This is a genomic window from Shinella sp. GW835-FHT14H05 (genome assembly GCF_058793575.1).
Genome location: NZ_JBXAFY010000007.1, coordinates 314023 through 328328 on the forward strand (window position 1 = coordinate 314023; position 14306 = coordinate 328328).

The window sequence follows — 14306 nt, forward strand, 5'->3', positions numbered from 1 at the left end:
GGAAAAGACAATGAACGCAAAAACCCTGTTTTTCGGCGCAGCGCTGGCGCTCGCCTTCACCCTGCCCGCTTTCGCCCAGGAGGCCGACCACTCCGCCCATCAGGCCATGACGATGAGCGGCCCCAAGGGCGACCAGAGCGCGCCCAGCAAGGCCTTCGTCGAGGCCAATGCGAAAATGCATGCGGGCATGGACATCGAGTTCACCGGCAATGCCGATGTGGACTTCGTGCGCGGCATGATCGCCCATCACCAGGGCGCCATCGACATGGCGAAGATCGAGCTGGAATACGGCAAGGATGAGGGGATGCGCAAGGTCGCGGAAGACATCATCACCGCCCAGGAAGGCGAGATCAAGATGATGCAGGAGTGGCTGGCGCAGAACGCCCAGTAATCAACGCCAAGTAAAGAAGCAAAACAAGGAGGCCCGCCGGCTACCCGGCGGGCCTTCCGGATACCTATTCGCCGGCCGGCTGTGCCCGATGGGCCGCCGAGGCCTCGACCAGCGAGGCCGCGATGACACGGGCCATCAGGAGGCTCGTTTCGCGAATTTCGGTGTTGCTGCCGTTGCGGGCCGACCGGATGAGGCGAAAACCTTCCCGGAGCATGATCTCCTGGGCCTTGTCGCAGGCCCAGATCTCAAGTGGAGATTCATCGAATGCAGGTGCGTTTGGCGTCATGTTTCCCCTCATGCCAAATCATTCAGCACAAAGCGGCACGCCGCGACTACCCCCGCGCACGTCGACCCCAGACTACCGATGTATGATTTTGCCGCTTTATAATAAGCTACATGATTCGTTGTAGAATCAAAGATATATTTGTGACGGCAATACCGGAATTATGGCCTTTCAAGGTCTTTCCTCTCCGCTTCCACTTCAGCGCGGCAGAAACATCCCTCGATATGGTCGTTGACGAGGCCCATCGCCTGCATGAAGGCGTAGACCGTCGTCGGGCCGACGAAAGTCCAGCCGCGCTTCTTCAGGTCCTTTGACAGGCGCACGGAGGTGGGCGTCGTCGGGTTGGCGGCGATCGTCTCCCAATCCACCAGCGCCGGCCGCTCCTCCGGCCCCGGCTCGAAACTCCAGAAATAACGGGCGAGCGTACCGAACTCGTCGCGCAGCGCCTGCGCGCGCCGCGCATTGTTGATCGTCGAGACGATCTTGCCGCGGTGGCGCACAATGCCGGTATCGGCAAGGCAGCGTGCGATGTCTTCCTCGCCAAACGCCGCGACCTTGTCGAAATCGAAGCCGGCAAAGGCGGCGCGAAAGGCCTCGCGCTTGCGCAGGATGGTGAGCCAGGACAGGCCCGACTGAAAGCCTTCAAGGCAGATCTTCTCGAAGAGGCGCAGGTCACTGACGACCGGGTGGCCCCATTCGCCGTCATGGTAGCGGCGATAGTCCTCCAGATTGCCATGCCACGCGCAGCGCACGCGCCCGTCGTCGCCTTCCACAAGTCCCCGTGCCGTCATTGCTGTCTCCGTTGCCTTTTTGTTCCGGTTTACCACTCATCAACCACATTTGGAAAGCCGGCAATAACCCTACTCAAAGCTTTATCGGCATCGTGCATATTGAATGAACGGCCGTTTACCATTCGCTTCATCCGACAGTGCAAGCATTCTTTCCGAACCGGCGCCGCATCCTTCAATCGTGGCGGCGCATCCCGGCGACGATCAGTAGCGAGTACGTCCGATGTTGTTGATACGAACCCTTCTTGCAGCGACCCTTTTGTGCACCACCACGGTGGCGCAGGCGAACGACCGGTACATGAGCCGCCCGCCGATCGTCATCAGCCCCGATCTCACCGCGCCCTGGGTGATGCAGCTCACCGGCGAAGGCGTGCAGCCCGCTGTCAACACGCGCCGCATCCTCCAGCGCCAGAAGGTGCAGCAGCGCCGCGTCATCCGCCGCGATGGCGCCGCCCGCGTCGAGCAGGCTTCAGTGACGACGCATGCGAAGAACCCGATCAAGTCGAAGTTCGACCCGATGTACCTGCCGCAGATCGTCTCCTACGAGAGCGAGCATAAGGCGGGCACCATCGTCATCGATACCAATAACCGCTTCCTCTATCTCGTGATGGGCGACGGCAAGGCGCGGCGTTACGGCGTCGGCGTCGGCAAGCCTGGTTTCGAATGGGCGGGCGCCCACACGATCACCCGCAAGGCGGAATGGCCGAGCTGGACGCCGCCGAAGGAGATGGTCGCCCGCGAGGCGGAGAAGGGCCATTACCTGCCGGCCTTCATGGAGGGCGGCCCGGAAAACCCGCTCGGCTCGCGCGCCATGTATCTCGGCTCGACGCTCTACCGCATCCACGGCACAAACGCGCCCTGGACGATTGGCTACGCGGTGTCCTCCGGTTGCATCCGCATGCGCAACGAGGACGTCGTCGACCTCTACGAGCGCGTGAATGTCGGCACCAAGGTCATCGTGATTTGAGGCGAGCCGCCGTAAAGACAGACGCCGATCGAGCATCTCCGGTCGCCCCGCGGCCGGAGATCTTTGCTTTTATGGCAAGACTTCGTGCAACAACCCGAAGAAATCCGCCTTCACAATCGTCTTACTGCGCGTGGGCTGGCTTGAATTCGGTCAGGACTCGGCTAGCCTCTCGGAATTGAGGATTGAGAGGGAATACACCATGCGGAAATACGCATCGATCTTGCTGGCGGCCGCCGTCGCGGCCACGGCGATCATGCCGGCCACCTCGGCGGGCGCCTTCCCTGCCGCCCGTCAAGGCGGCCAGGTCGAGACCACGTCGGACGTCACGCTCGTACAGCAGTACCAGAGCAAGAAGCAGGTCGCGGCGAAGTTCAAGCGCACCAAGGTGCGCTTCGTCACCGACCAGGCGCGCGGCACCGTGATCGTCGATACCAACAACAAGTTCCTCTACTATGTCGAGGGCAACAACAAGGCGACGCGCTACGGCATCGGCGTCGGCCGCGACGGCTTCGGCTGGTCGGGCGTGGTGAAGGTCGGCCGCAAGGCCGAATGGCCGAGCTGGACCCCGCCGGCCGAAATGCGCCGCCGCGAGGCCAAGAAGGGCCGCATCCTGCCCGTCACCCAGGCCGGCGGCGAGGACAACCCGCTCGGCGCACGCGCGCTCTACCTCTTCAAGGGCGGCCGCGACACGATCTTCCGCATTCACGGCACGAACCAGCCCTGGACGATCGGCCAGAACATGTCTTCCGGCTGCATCCGCATGATGAACAAGGACGTCGAGCATCTCTATGCCCGCGCCGACATCGGCACCAAGGTCATCGTCGTCGGCCCCGGCAACCGCCAGGGCAGCGTCAGCTACAACGACCGGGGCGTCGATTTCTTCGGCAACCTGTTCGGCTTCGGCGGCTGATCTCGCCACCCCGATTGAACGCCTCGATGCCGGCCTCGCGCCGGCATCGTCGTTTCAGCCGACCGAGCAGGAGACCTTGCCGGTGCGCTCCACGCTGTCGGCGTCGGCCCGGTTGAGGATCAGCTTGTAATCGCCGTCATAGGTGGTCTCGTCATCCGTCATCGTCGTCTTGACGATGATATCGACCGAGCCGAACGGCAGGTCGCCTTCGGTTTCCGCGTGGAGGAGAAGGCGGAGCTCGCCATCGTAGAGCCAGTCGTGCGCCAGATGCGACGGCGCAAGCGTCACACGCTCCAGCCCCTTGGGCGCAAGCTTCTTCGGCAGTTCGAAAGCGCCGCGAAAATTCAGGAGGCCCCCGCCGATGCTGTAGCTGAAGCCGGCTTCCGCATCGAGCGTGAGGTTCTTGTCCTTCACCGCGCAGCTGAAGCCGCCGGTGGCGAAGGCGGGCGAGGACAGGGCCGCAAGGGCGGCGAGCGAAAGCAGGAAGCGGCGCATGGCGATCTCCGGACGGGTTTGCACGCGCTGCTCTAGCCATTTACCGGACGATTGGCTGTTTCGCGCGTGACAGGATCAGGAAAGCACGGCCGGCTTTTCCCCGCCATAGGCCCAGTCGAGCAATTCCACCGTGTGCAGGATCGGGATTGCCGTGCCGGTCGCGATCTGCGTGATGCAGCCGATATTGCCGGTGGCGATGAGGTCCGGCTTCGTCGCCTCGATGTTCTTGACCTTGCGCGCCTTCAGCTTGGCGGAGATTTCCGATTGAAGGATGTTGTAGGTGCCGGCCGAACCGCAGCAGAGATGCCCCTCCGCCGGATCGCGCACCACGAAGCCCGCCTTCTTCAGCAGCGTCTTCGGCGCCATGGTGATCTTCTGGCCGTGCTGCATGGAGCAGGCGGAATGATAGGCGACGGTCAGCCCCCGCGCCTCCTGCTGCGGCAGGTCGAGGCTCGACAGATATTCCGTGACGTCCTTGGCAAGTGCGGAGACGCGCGCCGCCTTGTCCGCATAGGCGGGGTCGAGGCGCAGCATGAAGCCGTAGTCCTTGATCGTCGTGCCGCAGCCGGACGCGGTGATGATGATGGCATCGAGCCCGCCCTTCTCGACCTCGCCGAGCCAGATGTCGACATTGCGCCGTGCTGCCTCCAGCGCCTGCGCCTCGCGGCCCATATGGTGGACGAGCGAGCCGCAGCAGACCTCGCCCGCCGGCGCCACGACCTCGACGCCGAGCCGGGTGAGCAGCCGGATCGTCGCCTCGTTGATCTCCGGCTTCAGCACCGGCTGGGCGCAGCCCGACAGGATCGCCACCCGGCCACGGCGTGGGCCGGATGCCGGGTGCGTACCGGGCTTGGCGCTGTCGGAAGGCTTCGGCAGGGTGCGCGGTGCCAGTTCCAGCATGGCGCCGAAGGGTTCCAGCGCCTCTACGCGCTTGAGGAGGCCCGCAAAGGGGCGGCCGAGCGCGGCGGCCTTCAACGCCAGGCGGAAACGGCCGGGATAGGGCAGCACGGCGGCGAGCACGTTGCGCGTCAGGCGGTTCCAGAACGGGCGCTTGTAGGTCTCCTCGATATGCACGCGCGCGTGATCGACGAGATGCATGTAGTCGACGCCGGAGGGACAGGTGGTGGTGCAGGCGAGGCAGGAGAGGCAGCGGTCGATATGGGTCACCACCTCCGCATCCGCCGGGCGGCCGTTTTCCAGCATGTCCTTGATCAGGTAGATGCGGCCGCGCGGGCTATCGAGTTCGTTGCCGAGCGTCACATAGGTGGGACAGGTGGCGGTGCAGAAGCCGCAATGCACGCATTTGCGCAGGATCTTTTCCGATGTCGCGACATGCGGATCGGCCAGCTGCTCGGCGGTGAAATTGGTCTGCACGGCAATACTCCCTAGCGCAGCATGCCGTTCTTGCGGGCTGCGATGATGTAGTTCTTCTCGGCTTCGGTGACGTGCGCGGCCGCCAGCGCCTGTTGCCCGGCCGACGTGATCGTGAGCACATTGTCGCGCCGCAGGGGATTGGCGGGCATGTAGCTGCCGTGGCGCGCCAGCTTGAGATAACCCTTCCTGATCAGGACGCGCATATCCGGCGTCAAAGGCGGCATCCCTCGCGCGCCGACGGTCGCTGACGGGCCGGTGTCGCCGCACAGCCACCAGAGCAGCGCGATCTGTCGACGCGCCGCGCCGAGCACGGCGAGCGGCGCAGCCGGCAGGCTTCCCCAAGCGGCCTTGTCCTCGCGCGCCTGCCTGACGCGCTCCTTCCATGTCCGTCTCTGCTGCCGCGCAATCGAATCGCCTGCCAGCCGTCCCATGGTCACGCTCCCTGTTTGCTGTCGATTAAGGGAGAGACGTAGAGGCCGGCCGGATCGAAGCTCGCCTTGACGCGCGCCGAGAGTGCCGCGACCGCATCGGCCTGCGGCTCGAAGGTTTCCGTCGCGGCCATGACCTCCGGCCGGGCGCGCAGCAGCGTCGCATGCCCACCACCGATGGCCTTGACGTAACGACGCAGCAGCGCGGCCTCGGGGTCGGCTTCCATGCGCAGCCAGACGAGGCCGCCCTGCCAGTCGTAATAGGCGTCGACGCCGGTTTCGAGGCGAAGTGCGGCGACCAGCTGGTGGCCGGCGGTGGGGGCGACGGAAACACGCCAGAGCGGGCGCGGCGTGCCATCGGCATAGGGCGCGGCGTCGCGGATTTCGCGCCACAGGCGCGCGGTGAGATCGGCATCGAGGCGCGCGACGGGGCCGAAGCTGGCCATACTTGCTGCCAGCTTTTCCGCCCGCACGGCGACGGAGGCGGCGAGGCCTTCGAGGCGGAGTACGGTTGCCGCCCCATCCGGCAGGGCGCCGCCGGCGAAACGGCCGCGCACGCTTTCCGGCAGGTGGGCAGCACCCGAGACTTCCACCGACATGGACATGGCGGTCGCCATGGCCGCGACGGCTTCGGCGTCGTTGAGGTTGGAGATGACGATGGTGACGGCGGTTTCCGGCACCGGCAGGACGCGGAAGGTGACTTCCGTCATCAGCGCCAGCGAACCATGCGAGCCGGCGAGGACCTTTGCGAGGTCGAGGCCGGTGACGTTCTTCATCACCCGGCCGCCGGCCTTCACCACCTCGCCCTTGCCATTGACGAAACGCACGCCGAGCAGGCTGTCGCGCGCGGCACCCGCCACGAAACGGCGCGGACCAGAGGCATTGGTGGCGAAGACGCCGCCGATGGTGGGGATGCCGGAGGAGCCGAGCGCACCGCGCAGGTCGCAGGGTTCGAAGGCGAGCATCTGGCGGTTTTCGGCAAGCGCCGCCTCCACCACCTCCAGCGGCGTGCCGGCGCGGGCGGTCATGGTCATCTCGGCCGGGTTATAGGCGACGATGCCGGTGAGGCCGCGGGTCGAGAGGATGTCGGCACCATCGGGTGCAGCGTTGAGGCCCCGCGTGCCGCCGCCGCGGATGGCAAGCGACGACCGCGACAGGGCGGCAACCTGGACGAGGCGGGCGGCGGCCTCTTCGGAGAGCGGTTCGTGGATCGGCGTCATGCGGCGGGGCGCCCTTCGAGCGGGAAGACTTTTGACGGGTTGAGCAGCCATTGCGCATCGAAGGCGGCGCGCACGGCCATCTGCTGGTCGAGGTCGACTTCGGCATATTGATGGCGCATCAGGTCGCGCTTCTCGATGCCCACACCATGTTCGCCGGTCAGGCACCCGCCGGCATCGACGCAGAGCCGCAGGATATCGTTGCCCGCGGCCTCGGCGCGTGCGGCATCCTCCGGGTCGTTGGCGTTGAAGAGGATCAGCGGATGCATGTTGCCGTCGCCAGCGTGGAAGACATTGGCGACGCGCAACCCGTATTTCGCGACGATCTGCGCCGTGCCGCGCAGCACATGCGGCAGCTGGCCGAGCGGCACGGTGCCGTCCATGCAGATATAGTCGGCGATGCGGCCGGTGGCGCCGAAGGCGGACTTGCGGCCCTTCCAGATGAGGGCCGCTTCCGTCGCCGACTGGCTTTCCTTGACGACCTTCACGCCGTGGCGGCCGGCGATTTCGATGATGCTGGCGAGCATCGCATCCATCTCCGCCTCGGAGCCCTCGACCTCGACGATCAGCAGCGCCTCGACATCCATCGGATAGCCGGCATGCGCGAAGGCTTCGCAGATCTCGATGGCCGGCTTGTCCATGAATTCGATGGCGACGGGGATGATGCCGGCGCCGATGACGTCGGCGACGCAGGCGCCCGCCTCCTCCGATGTGTCGAAGCCGAAGAGCACGGGGCGCGCGCCTTCGGGCTTGGCGATCAGCCGCACCGTCGCCTCGGTGACGATGCCGAGCTGGCCCTCGCCGCCGCAGACGAGACCGAGCAGATCGAGCCCGCCGGCATCTAGCCCCTTGCCGCCGAGATCGACGATCGTGCCGTCGATCAGCACGAGTTTCACGCCGAGCAGGTTGTTGGTCGTGACGCCGTATTTCAGACAGTGCGCGCCGCCGGAATTCATGCCGATATTGCCGCCGATCGTGCAGGCGAGCTGCGAGCTCGGATCGGGCGCGTAGAAATAACCGTCAGCGGAGACGGCGTCGGAAATGTTGAGATTGGTGACGCCGGCCTGCACGGTCGCCGTGCGGTTGGCGTAATCCACCTCCAGAATACGCGACATCTTGGAAAGGCCGATGACGACCGCGTCCTCCTGCGGGATCGCGCCGCCGGAGAGCGAGGTGCCCGCACCGCGCGGCACGACGGGCACGCCGTAGCGGTTGCAGTATTTCAGCACGGCGGCGACCTGCGCCGTCGTTTCCGGCAGCGCAACGGCGAGCGGCAGGCGGCGATAGGAAACGAAGGCGTCCGTCTCGAAGGGCACGAGCTCGCGCGGCTCGTGCACGAGGCAGCCCGGCGGCAGCAGATCGAGCAGATCCGCGACGATCTCCCGGCGGCGGGCAATCACCGCCGGCCGCGGCTCCAGAAACCCGATCTGATCCATGCTTCACCCCCTTAGCGTCAAGTGGTCTGTTTTCTTTACCACTTCCTATTGCAAGGCGCAAATGCTAAGCATTTTCTCCGCTTCGGCAACAATGGAATGCGATGGAATGACCAATCTCGGCGACCTCGAAATCTTCTCCCGCGTCATTGCCATGGGCAGCATGTCGGCCGCGGGGCGGGCCTTGGGACTTTCGCCGGCCGTGGTCTCCAAGCGCGTGAAAAGACTGGAAGAACGCCTCGGCACAAGGCTCTTCCAGCGCACCACGCGGCAGATTTCGCTCACCGAGGCCGGCCAGGGTTTTTATGATCGCATCGTCGGCATCCTTGCCGGCATCGAGGAGGCGGAGGCCTTCGTTTCCGGCCGCTCCGGCGCCGTGCGCGGCACGCTCCGCATTTCCGCGCCCACCTCCTTCGGCCGCATGCATATCGCGCCCAATCTCAAGGGCTTCATGGACACCTATCCGGAGCTCATCGTCAACCTGATGCTGACCGACGATTTTTCCGACATCGTCGGCGGCGGGTTCGATCTGGCGATCCGCATCGGCGAACTGTCGGATTCCTCGCTGGTCGCCCGTAGGCTCGCATCGGTCCGGCGCGTGCTCTGCGCGTCGCCCGATTATATCGCCCGACACGGCATGCCGACCTCGCTGGAAGACCTGAACAACCATATCTGCCTGCCGCCGCATACGCAGGATGTCTGGCGGCTGGAGGGGCCGGAAGGCAGCGTCAACTATCGCCCGCAGGGGCCGCTCTACACAAATTCCAGCGAAGTGGTGCGCGAGGCCGTGTTTTCGGGCCTGGGCGTCGCGCTGCGTTCCACCTGGGATGTCGGGCTGGCGCTGAAGAGCGGTGAATTGAAACAGGTGCTGCCGGACTATGAGGGCTCGCGCAATGTCGTGCTCTCGGCGGTCTATCCGAGCCGGCAGTTCCTGCCGGTCAAGGTGCGGCTGTTCATCGACTATCTCGCCGACCTTTACGGCCCCCTGCCCTATTGGGAACGCTAAGCGCAATTGGCGCGGCAAAAACCTTGCGCTAGGCTGCGGATCTCAAGCGGAGGGCGCGCGATGATCAGCAGGATGACGGTGATCCTATTGGGACTGATGCTTCCGACGGCGGCATTCGCCAAGCCGCTCGATCCGCTGCTCGACGGTTTCGACGATGCCTGCGACTATAGCGATGCGCTCGGCGCCTTGCTCCAATCGAGCTACGCCTTCGCGCGCAAGGAGGGCGAGATCGCGCTTCCGGCCGGTTACGAGGCAGTCTTCGGCGCGCCGACCGTCAAGCCCGACAACGAATATCTCCAGGTGACGCTACCCGTCGTGGATGGCACCTGGCGCGGCGTGCCGGTCAAGGAGATCGAGATCTATATCACGGAACTCGCGAGCGGCTTCAGCTACCAGGCCGTGATCTTCCCGACGGAGGCGCTGAAGGAAGCGGAAGCCGCCTTCAAGGAGCGCGGCATCGCCGCGCAGAAGAAACTCGCGGCCCAGGATGATTCCGGTTTCGGCTGGGACACCGGCTTTGCCGTGATCGAGGGCGCACCGCGCTACCAGTGCGACCTCTCCACCTAAGCTAGTGTTTGTCCTCTTCGGCATGTTTATGCCGGATGGCGCGCACGAGCAGCCACATGCCGACGATGACGAAGGGCACCGCGATGCCGGTCAGCGTTTCCGGCTTTACCGGCACGCCGAGTCCGTGCGCCGCCTTCGCCACATAGCCGAACAGCCCCACGACATAGTAGGAGATCGCCGCAACCGAGAGGCCTTCGACGGTCTGCTGCAGGCGGAGCTGCAATTTCGCGCGACGGTCCATGGAGTTGAGCAGCGTCGTGTTGAGCTGTTCCAGCTCCACGTCGATCCAGCTCCTGAGCAGCGCCGTGGCGCGGGCGAGCTTGCGCGACAGGTTCGCTTGCCGCTCCTCGACGGACTGGCAGGTGCGCATGGCGGGTGCAAGCCGGCGTTCCAGGAAGAAGCCGAGCGTTTCGTAGCCGGGCACCGCGGTTTCGGCGAGCGTGCGGATACGTTCCTGCACGATGCCGTAATAGGCGCGGCTGGCACCGAAACGGTAGAGGCTGAGGGCGGCGTTGGCCTCCAGTTCGGCGGCAAGGCGGGTGATCTCGGTGAGCAGCTCGTCCGCCTTGTCGCGGGCGTGCTGCTTCATGGCATTGGTGATGCCGGTCAGCCCGTCCTCGATGCGGCGGATATCCGGCGAGAGCGACTGGGCGAGCGGCAGGCCCATCATGGCGAGCGTGCGATAGGTCTCGATATCGAGCAGGCGCTGCACGACCGCACCGCGCCCGGCCTCGTTCATGCCGCGGTCGATGACGAGGATCTGCGTCAGCCCGTCGCCGTTCTGGCGGAAGTCGGTCAGGATCATCGCCTGGCCGTTCTTGATCTCGCTATAACAGAGGCTCGTCGGATCGAAGCTCGCAATGGCCTCTCTCGTTTCCGGCGAATCGGGCCGGATTTCCAGCCGGATGCCCGAGATCAGCGTGCCGGGCGGCGAAAAGCTGTCGCCGAACGGATGCACCGCCACCTCGGCGCCGAACTTGTCCGGCACCGGACCATCCCAGAAATAGGTCGAGAATTCCGTGTGCCGCTCCCAGCGCAGCGTGCCCTGCCCCCAGCTCAGCGCGTGGTGACTGGAATCGCGCCCTGGCGGCGAGATGCCGCGCGAACGCGAAAGCTCCGCCATCACGGCATGATCGACCGCCGAGCCGCCCTCCGTCAGGAAGGCGAGCTGGAAGATGACGCGCGGTACCGGCACCAGCGCGTATGGTCTTGCGTGAATTTCCCCGAGCGCCTGCGCACGCGCGGTCGCCTGCGGAAAGGCGAAGCTGCCATTTGCCATGTCTGCACCGTCCCCTCATGTGCAACAGTTCTTTCTTAACAAATGTCAGGGACCGGAAGATAGGACGCATTGACGCAGGTTGAAGAACTCAAGCGTTGCGCAATTCCGGACGGAAAACCGGTTCCCACTTTTCCTGGAATTGCTTTCGACTGGACAAGATTGTTGACCAGTTTCCGGCCGCGTTGATACTATCGCCGCCGTGACCGACACCGCCTTCGACCTTTTTGCCCGCATCAGCCACAGCCGCACCGCCGACGAGGTCGTGCGGCAGATCGAGCTGTTGCTGCTCGAAGGCATCCTGCGCGACGGCGACCGGCTGCCCGGCGAGCGCGAGCTTTCCAAGCGGCTGGACGTATCACGGCCGATCCTCCGCGAGGCGCTGAAGGAGCTGGAAAACCGTGGGCTGCTTATCAGTCAGCACGGCGGCGGCACCTATGTGGCCGATATTATCGGCCAGGTCTTTTCGCGTCCCGTCGTCGATCTCATCGCCCGCCACCAGCGGGCGACGGAGGACTATATCGAGTATCGCCGCGAGCTCGAAGGTATTACCGCCGAACTCGCCGCCCGCCGCGCCACCGCCTACGACCGGCAGATGCTGACGCGCATCATGGAGGCGATGCGCGCGGCGCACGCGACCGGCTCCTTCGATGCCGAGCTTGAAACCGATGTCGAGCTGCACAACGCCATCGGCGAGGCCGCGCACAACATCGTGCTGCTGCACACGCTGCGCGCCTGCTACCGGCTGCTCGCACAAGGGATCTTTTTCCACCGTCACCTCGTTTTCTCGTCCGAAGAGGCACGCGGGCAGTTGCTCGCCCAGCACGAGGCGATCTACGCGGCCATCATGGCGGGTGACGGAAATGCAGCAAGAAATGCCGCACAGGCGCATATGGACTATATTGCTGTCGCAATCCGCGACGCCGAACGCAGCGGCGAATGGCAAAGGATCTCACAACTTCGCATGCAAAAGCGAGGCCAATCCCCACAGGCCTGACTTGCGCCGTAAATCTCGCGCAAGCATGATAGAATATAACGACTCAATGAGCCGTTCCCCATGAAAGGAATCAGGAAGACCTTGAACATTCTCGACCGCATCGTCAGCGACGTCCATCTCATGTTCCGTCGGCCCGCCCGGGAGCAATATGGTGCGCTGTGCTACCGCGTGAAGAAGAAGCGTTCGGGCGTCGAGGTTCTTCTCATCACCAGCCGCGACACCGGTCGGTGGGTTATCCCCAAGGGCTGGCCGATGGATGGCAAGAGTGCCGCCGGGGCAGCCGCGCGCGAGGCCTGGGAAGAGGCCGGCGTGAAGGGCAAGATCGCCGAGGAGCCGATCGGCAGCTATCACTACATGAAGGGTTTGCCGGAAGGCCTGAAGGTCGATTGCCGGGTGCGCGTCTTCGCGCTCGCCGTCGACGATATCTGCAAGAACTTTCCGGAAAAGGGCGAGCGGCGCGCCGAATGGGTCGATTGCACGGAAGCGGCAAACCGCGTGCAGGAACCGGGCCTGAAGAGCCTCCTCCTCGCCTTCGAGGAAAAGATGCTCGCCGAGCTCGCGCCCAAGCCGAAAAACGGCACGACGGGCGCCTGATCCATCATTGCCATATTGCCGCCGATGCCTTGAAGCGATAGTGCGTCTGGGCAAAACGGAGCAGTTTGAATGGCCAATTCACAGGTCCAGCGCGGCAAGCCCACGCTGGACAAGGATCTCGAAAAATTCACCTTCACTGAACAGGCGACGCACTTCGTGCTGAAGTCCTGGACGGGTGTGGGCATTTCGCTGGTCTTCCTGCTGATCACCATGGCCGTCGCCGACAGTTTCGCCACCGGCACGCCGGGCGTGCTGGTGATTGCGGTCACCGCCGCCCTTGCCGCCTACATGGCCATGAACATCGGCGCGAACGACGTGACGAACAATGTGGGCGCCGCCGTCGGCGCGCGCGCCATGACCATGGGCATGGCCCTCGTCATCGCCGCCATCTTCGAGATTGCGGGCGCGCTTCTGGCCGGCCAGGGCGTGGCAGCGACAGTCGCCTCCGGCATCGTCGATCCCGCCATCTTCCCGAGCCCAGAGGTTTTCGCCTGGGCGATGATGGCGGCGCTGGTCTCCGCTGCGCTCTGGATCAACATCGCCACGCTCGCCAATGCGCCGATCTCCACCACCCACTCCATCATCGGCGGCGTGATTGGCGCGGGTGCGGCGGCGAGCGGCTTCCACAGCGTGCAATGGGACGCGATCGCCGTCATCGTGGTGAGCTGGACCGTCTCGCCGATCCTCGGCGGCGTCATCGCGGCGATGTTTCTCTATTTCATCAAGGAATTCATCATCTACCGCGAGGACAAGATCGCCGCGGCCAAGACCTGGGTTCCCGTGCTCGTCGGCGTGATGGCCGGCGCCTTCGCCGCCTTCATCGCCAATGGCGGCACCAACGGCTTCTATTATGTGCCGATCGGCCGGGCGCTCGTCGTCGGCCTCGTCTTCGGCATCGTCACCTATGTCGTCACACGGCCGATCATCCGCCGCCATGCGGAAGGCCTCGACAACCGCAACCAGTCGCTGCGCACGCTCTTTCGCATTCCGCTGATCTGTTCGGCAGCACTTCTCTCCTTCGCCCATGGCGCCAACGACGTGTCGAACGCCGTCGGGCCGCTCTATGGCGTTGTTTCGGCTTTGCACGCGAGTACCGCCGACGGCCAGAACGTGATCCCGCTCTGGGTGATGGTGATCGGCGCCTTCGGCATTTCGCTCGGCCTGCTGCTTTTCGGCCCGCGCCTCATCCGCATCGTCGGCAGCGAAATCACCAAGCTCAACCCGATGCGCGCCTTCTGCGTGGCCCTCTCGTCCGCCGTGGCCGTGCTCACCGCCTCGGCCTTCGCCATCCCCGTCTCCTCGACCCATATCGCCGTCGGCGCGGTCTTCGGGGTCGGGCTGTTTCGCGAATGGTACACGCGCAATTCACAGCGCCGCATCGACTATATCCGCAGCCGCGGCAACGGCATCGCGCCGGAAGAACCGACGGCCAATCCCGACGAGACGCGCCGGCGCTACCTCGTGCGCCGCTCGCATTTCATGACGATCGTTTCGGCCTGGATCGTGACGTTGCCCGTCTCGGCCATCCTGTCGGCCATCGTCTTCCTCGTGCTCAACGCGCTCTTTACTTGAGAGACCAG

Annotated in this window: 16 protein-coding genes; 8 read left to right on the plus strand and 8 right to left on the minus strand. The window is 64.8% G+C overall.

What is annotated here, in order from left to right:
* The first annotated feature begins 10 nt into the window (after positions 1–10).
* Positions 11–391: a CopM family metallochaperone gene (copM, locus tag AC1Q6Z_RS22030; RefSeq protein ID WP_492649277.1), complete on the plus strand. Its 381-nt coding sequence runs from the start codon at positions 11–13 to the stop codon at positions 389–391.
* A 64-nt stretch (positions 392–455) separates the two neighbouring features.
* On the opposite strand, the gene AC1Q6Z_RS22035 is transcribed toward copM, so the two are convergent.
* Positions 456–677 carry a hypothetical protein gene (locus AC1Q6Z_RS22035; protein WP_492649278.1) on the minus strand — a complete coding sequence of 74 codons (222 nt, stop codon included), beginning with the start codon at positions 675–677 and terminating at the stop codon, positions 456–458.
* A gap of 158 nt (positions 678–835) precedes the next feature.
* Positions 836–1465 carry a DNA-3-methyladenine glycosylase I gene (locus AC1Q6Z_RS22040; protein ID WP_492649279.1) on the minus strand — a complete coding sequence of 210 codons (630 nt, stop codon included), beginning with the start codon at positions 1463–1465 and terminating at the stop codon, positions 836–838.
* Positions 1466–1685: 220 nt separating this feature from the next.
* On the opposite strand from AC1Q6Z_RS22040, the gene AC1Q6Z_RS22045 reads away from it, so the two are divergent.
* Together AC1Q6Z_RS22045 and AC1Q6Z_RS22050 are read left to right on the plus strand one after the other, a co-directional pair.
* Entirely contained in the window at positions 1686–2429 is a 744-nt protein-coding gene (locus AC1Q6Z_RS22045; protein ID WP_439616523.1) for a L,D-transpeptidase, read from the plus strand.
* Positions 2430–2628: 199 nt separating this feature from the next.
* Positions 2629–3339 carry a L,D-transpeptidase gene (locus AC1Q6Z_RS22050; protein WP_256118476.1) on the plus strand — a complete coding sequence of 237 codons (711 nt, stop codon included), beginning with the start codon at positions 2629–2631 and terminating at the stop codon, positions 3337–3339.
* Positions 3340–3393: 54 nt separating this feature from the next.
* Here the strand turns inward: AC1Q6Z_RS22050 and AC1Q6Z_RS22055 are convergent, their stop codons facing one another.
* Genes AC1Q6Z_RS22055 through AC1Q6Z_RS22075 form a run of 5 tightly spaced genes read right to left on the minus strand, consistent with a single transcriptional unit; the run spans position 3394 to position 8289 of the window.
* Positions 3394–3858, minus strand: coding sequence for a hypothetical protein (locus AC1Q6Z_RS22055; RefSeq protein WP_492649280.1), 465 nt, complete (start codon positions 3856–3858; stop codon positions 3394–3396).
* Positions 3859–3909: 51 nt separating this feature from the next.
* The gene (gene glcF / locus AC1Q6Z_RS22060; RefSeq protein ID WP_492649281.1) at positions 3910–5208 is read right to left on the minus strand and encodes a glycolate oxidase subunit GlcF; all 1299 of its coding nucleotides are present in this window, start codon (positions 5206–5208) and stop codon (positions 3910–3912) included.
* Between the two features lie 11 nt (positions 5209–5219).
* Complete coding sequence (locus AC1Q6Z_RS22065) at positions 5220–5639, minus strand: hypothetical protein (protein WP_492649282.1); 420 nt, start codon at positions 5637–5639, stop codon at positions 5220–5222.
* A 2-nt stretch (positions 5640–5641) separates the two neighbouring features.
* A complete protein-coding gene (locus tag AC1Q6Z_RS22070) occupies positions 5642–6856 on the minus strand; it encodes an FAD-binding protein (protein ID WP_492649283.1) in 1215 nt (404 codons plus the stop codon).
* Positions 6853–8289 (minus strand): FAD-linked oxidase C-terminal domain-containing protein, encoded by a 1437-nt coding sequence (locus tag AC1Q6Z_RS22075; RefSeq protein ID WP_492649284.1) that lies wholly within the window; start codon positions 8287–8289, stop codon positions 6853–6855. The genes AC1Q6Z_RS22070 and AC1Q6Z_RS22075 overlap by 4 nt, the downstream gene beginning before the upstream one ends.
* 106 nt (positions 8290–8395) lie before the next feature.
* Here AC1Q6Z_RS22075 and AC1Q6Z_RS22080 point away from each other — a divergent pair, with 106 nt between their 5' ends.
* Complete coding sequence (locus AC1Q6Z_RS22080) at positions 8396–9292, plus strand: LysR family transcriptional regulator (protein ID WP_435268617.1); 897 nt, start codon at positions 8396–8398, stop codon at positions 9290–9292.
* 60 nt (positions 9293–9352) lie between these two features.
* Positions 9353–9859 (plus strand): hypothetical protein, encoded by a 507-nt coding sequence (locus tag AC1Q6Z_RS22085; protein WP_492649285.1) that lies wholly within the window; start codon positions 9353–9355, stop codon positions 9857–9859.
* 1 nt (position 9860) lies between these two features.
* Here AC1Q6Z_RS22085 and AC1Q6Z_RS22090 read toward each other — a convergent pair whose 3' ends face one another.
* On the minus strand, positions 9861–11138 hold the full coding sequence (locus tag AC1Q6Z_RS22090) for a DUF3422 family protein (protein ID WP_256118468.1): 1278 nt from the start codon (positions 11136–11138) through the stop codon (positions 9861–9863).
* Between the two features lie 199 nt (positions 11139–11337).
* Here AC1Q6Z_RS22090 and AC1Q6Z_RS22095 point away from each other — a divergent pair, with 199 nt between their 5' ends.
* The 3 genes from AC1Q6Z_RS22095 (at position 11338) to AC1Q6Z_RS22105 (ending at position 14298) form a co-directional block, all read left to right on the plus strand.
* The gene (locus tag AC1Q6Z_RS22095) at positions 11338–12132 is read left to right on the plus strand and encodes a FadR/GntR family transcriptional regulator (protein ID WP_492649286.1); all 795 of its coding nucleotides are present in this window, start codon (positions 11338–11340) and stop codon (positions 12130–12132) included.
* An 81-nt stretch (positions 12133–12213) separates the two neighbouring features.
* Positions 12214–12726, plus strand: coding sequence for an NUDIX hydrolase (locus tag AC1Q6Z_RS22100; RefSeq protein ID WP_439616684.1), 513 nt, complete (start codon positions 12214–12216; stop codon positions 12724–12726).
* A 69-nt stretch (positions 12727–12795) separates the two neighbouring features.
* On the plus strand, positions 12796–14298 hold the full coding sequence (locus tag AC1Q6Z_RS22105) for an inorganic phosphate transporter (RefSeq protein WP_435268613.1): 1503 nt from the start codon (positions 12796–12798) through the stop codon (positions 14296–14298).
* The last annotated feature ends 8 nt before the right edge of the window (positions 14299–14306 follow it).

Bases quoted from the DNA above. Each gene is read 5' to 3' on its own strand.
- copM (WP_492649277.1), top strand. From the start codon at position 11: ATGAACGCAAAAACCCTGTTTTTCGGCGCAGCGCTGGCGCTCGCCTTC.
- AC1Q6Z_RS22035 (WP_492649278.1), bottom strand. From the start codon at position 677: ATGACGCCAAACGCACCTGCATTCGATGAATCTCCACTTGAGATCTGG.
- AC1Q6Z_RS22040 (WP_492649279.1), bottom strand. From the start codon at position 1,465: ATGACGGCACGGGGACTTGTGGAAGGCGACGACGGGCGCGTGCGCTGC.
- AC1Q6Z_RS22045 (WP_439616523.1), top strand. From the start codon at position 1,686: ATGTTGTTGATACGAACCCTTCTTGCAGCGACCCTTTTGTGCACCACC.
- AC1Q6Z_RS22050 (WP_256118476.1), top strand. From the start codon at position 2,629: ATGCGGAAATACGCATCGATCTTGCTGGCGGCCGCCGTCGCGGCCACG.
- AC1Q6Z_RS22065 (WP_492649282.1), bottom strand. From the start codon at position 5,639: ATGGGACGGCTGGCAGGCGATTCGATTGCGCGGCAGCAGAGACGGACA.
- AC1Q6Z_RS22070 (WP_492649283.1), bottom strand. From the start codon at position 6,856: ATGACGCCGATCCACGAACCGCTCTCCGAAGAGGCCGCCGCCCGCCTC.
- AC1Q6Z_RS22075 (WP_492649284.1), bottom strand. From the start codon at position 8,289: ATGGATCAGATCGGGTTTCTGGAGCCGCGGCCGGCGGTGATTGCCCGC.
- AC1Q6Z_RS22080 (WP_435268617.1), top strand. From the start codon at position 8,396: ATGACCAATCTCGGCGACCTCGAAATCTTCTCCCGCGTCATTGCCATG.
- AC1Q6Z_RS22085 (WP_492649285.1), top strand. From the start codon at position 9,353: ATGATCAGCAGGATGACGGTGATCCTATTGGGACTGATGCTTCCGACG.
- AC1Q6Z_RS22090 (WP_256118468.1), bottom strand. From the start codon at position 11,138: ATGGCAAATGGCAGCTTCGCCTTTCCGCAGGCGACCGCGCGTGCGCAG.
- AC1Q6Z_RS22105 (WP_435268613.1), top strand. From the start codon at position 12,796: ATGGCCAATTCACAGGTCCAGCGCGGCAAGCCCACGCTGGACAAGGAT.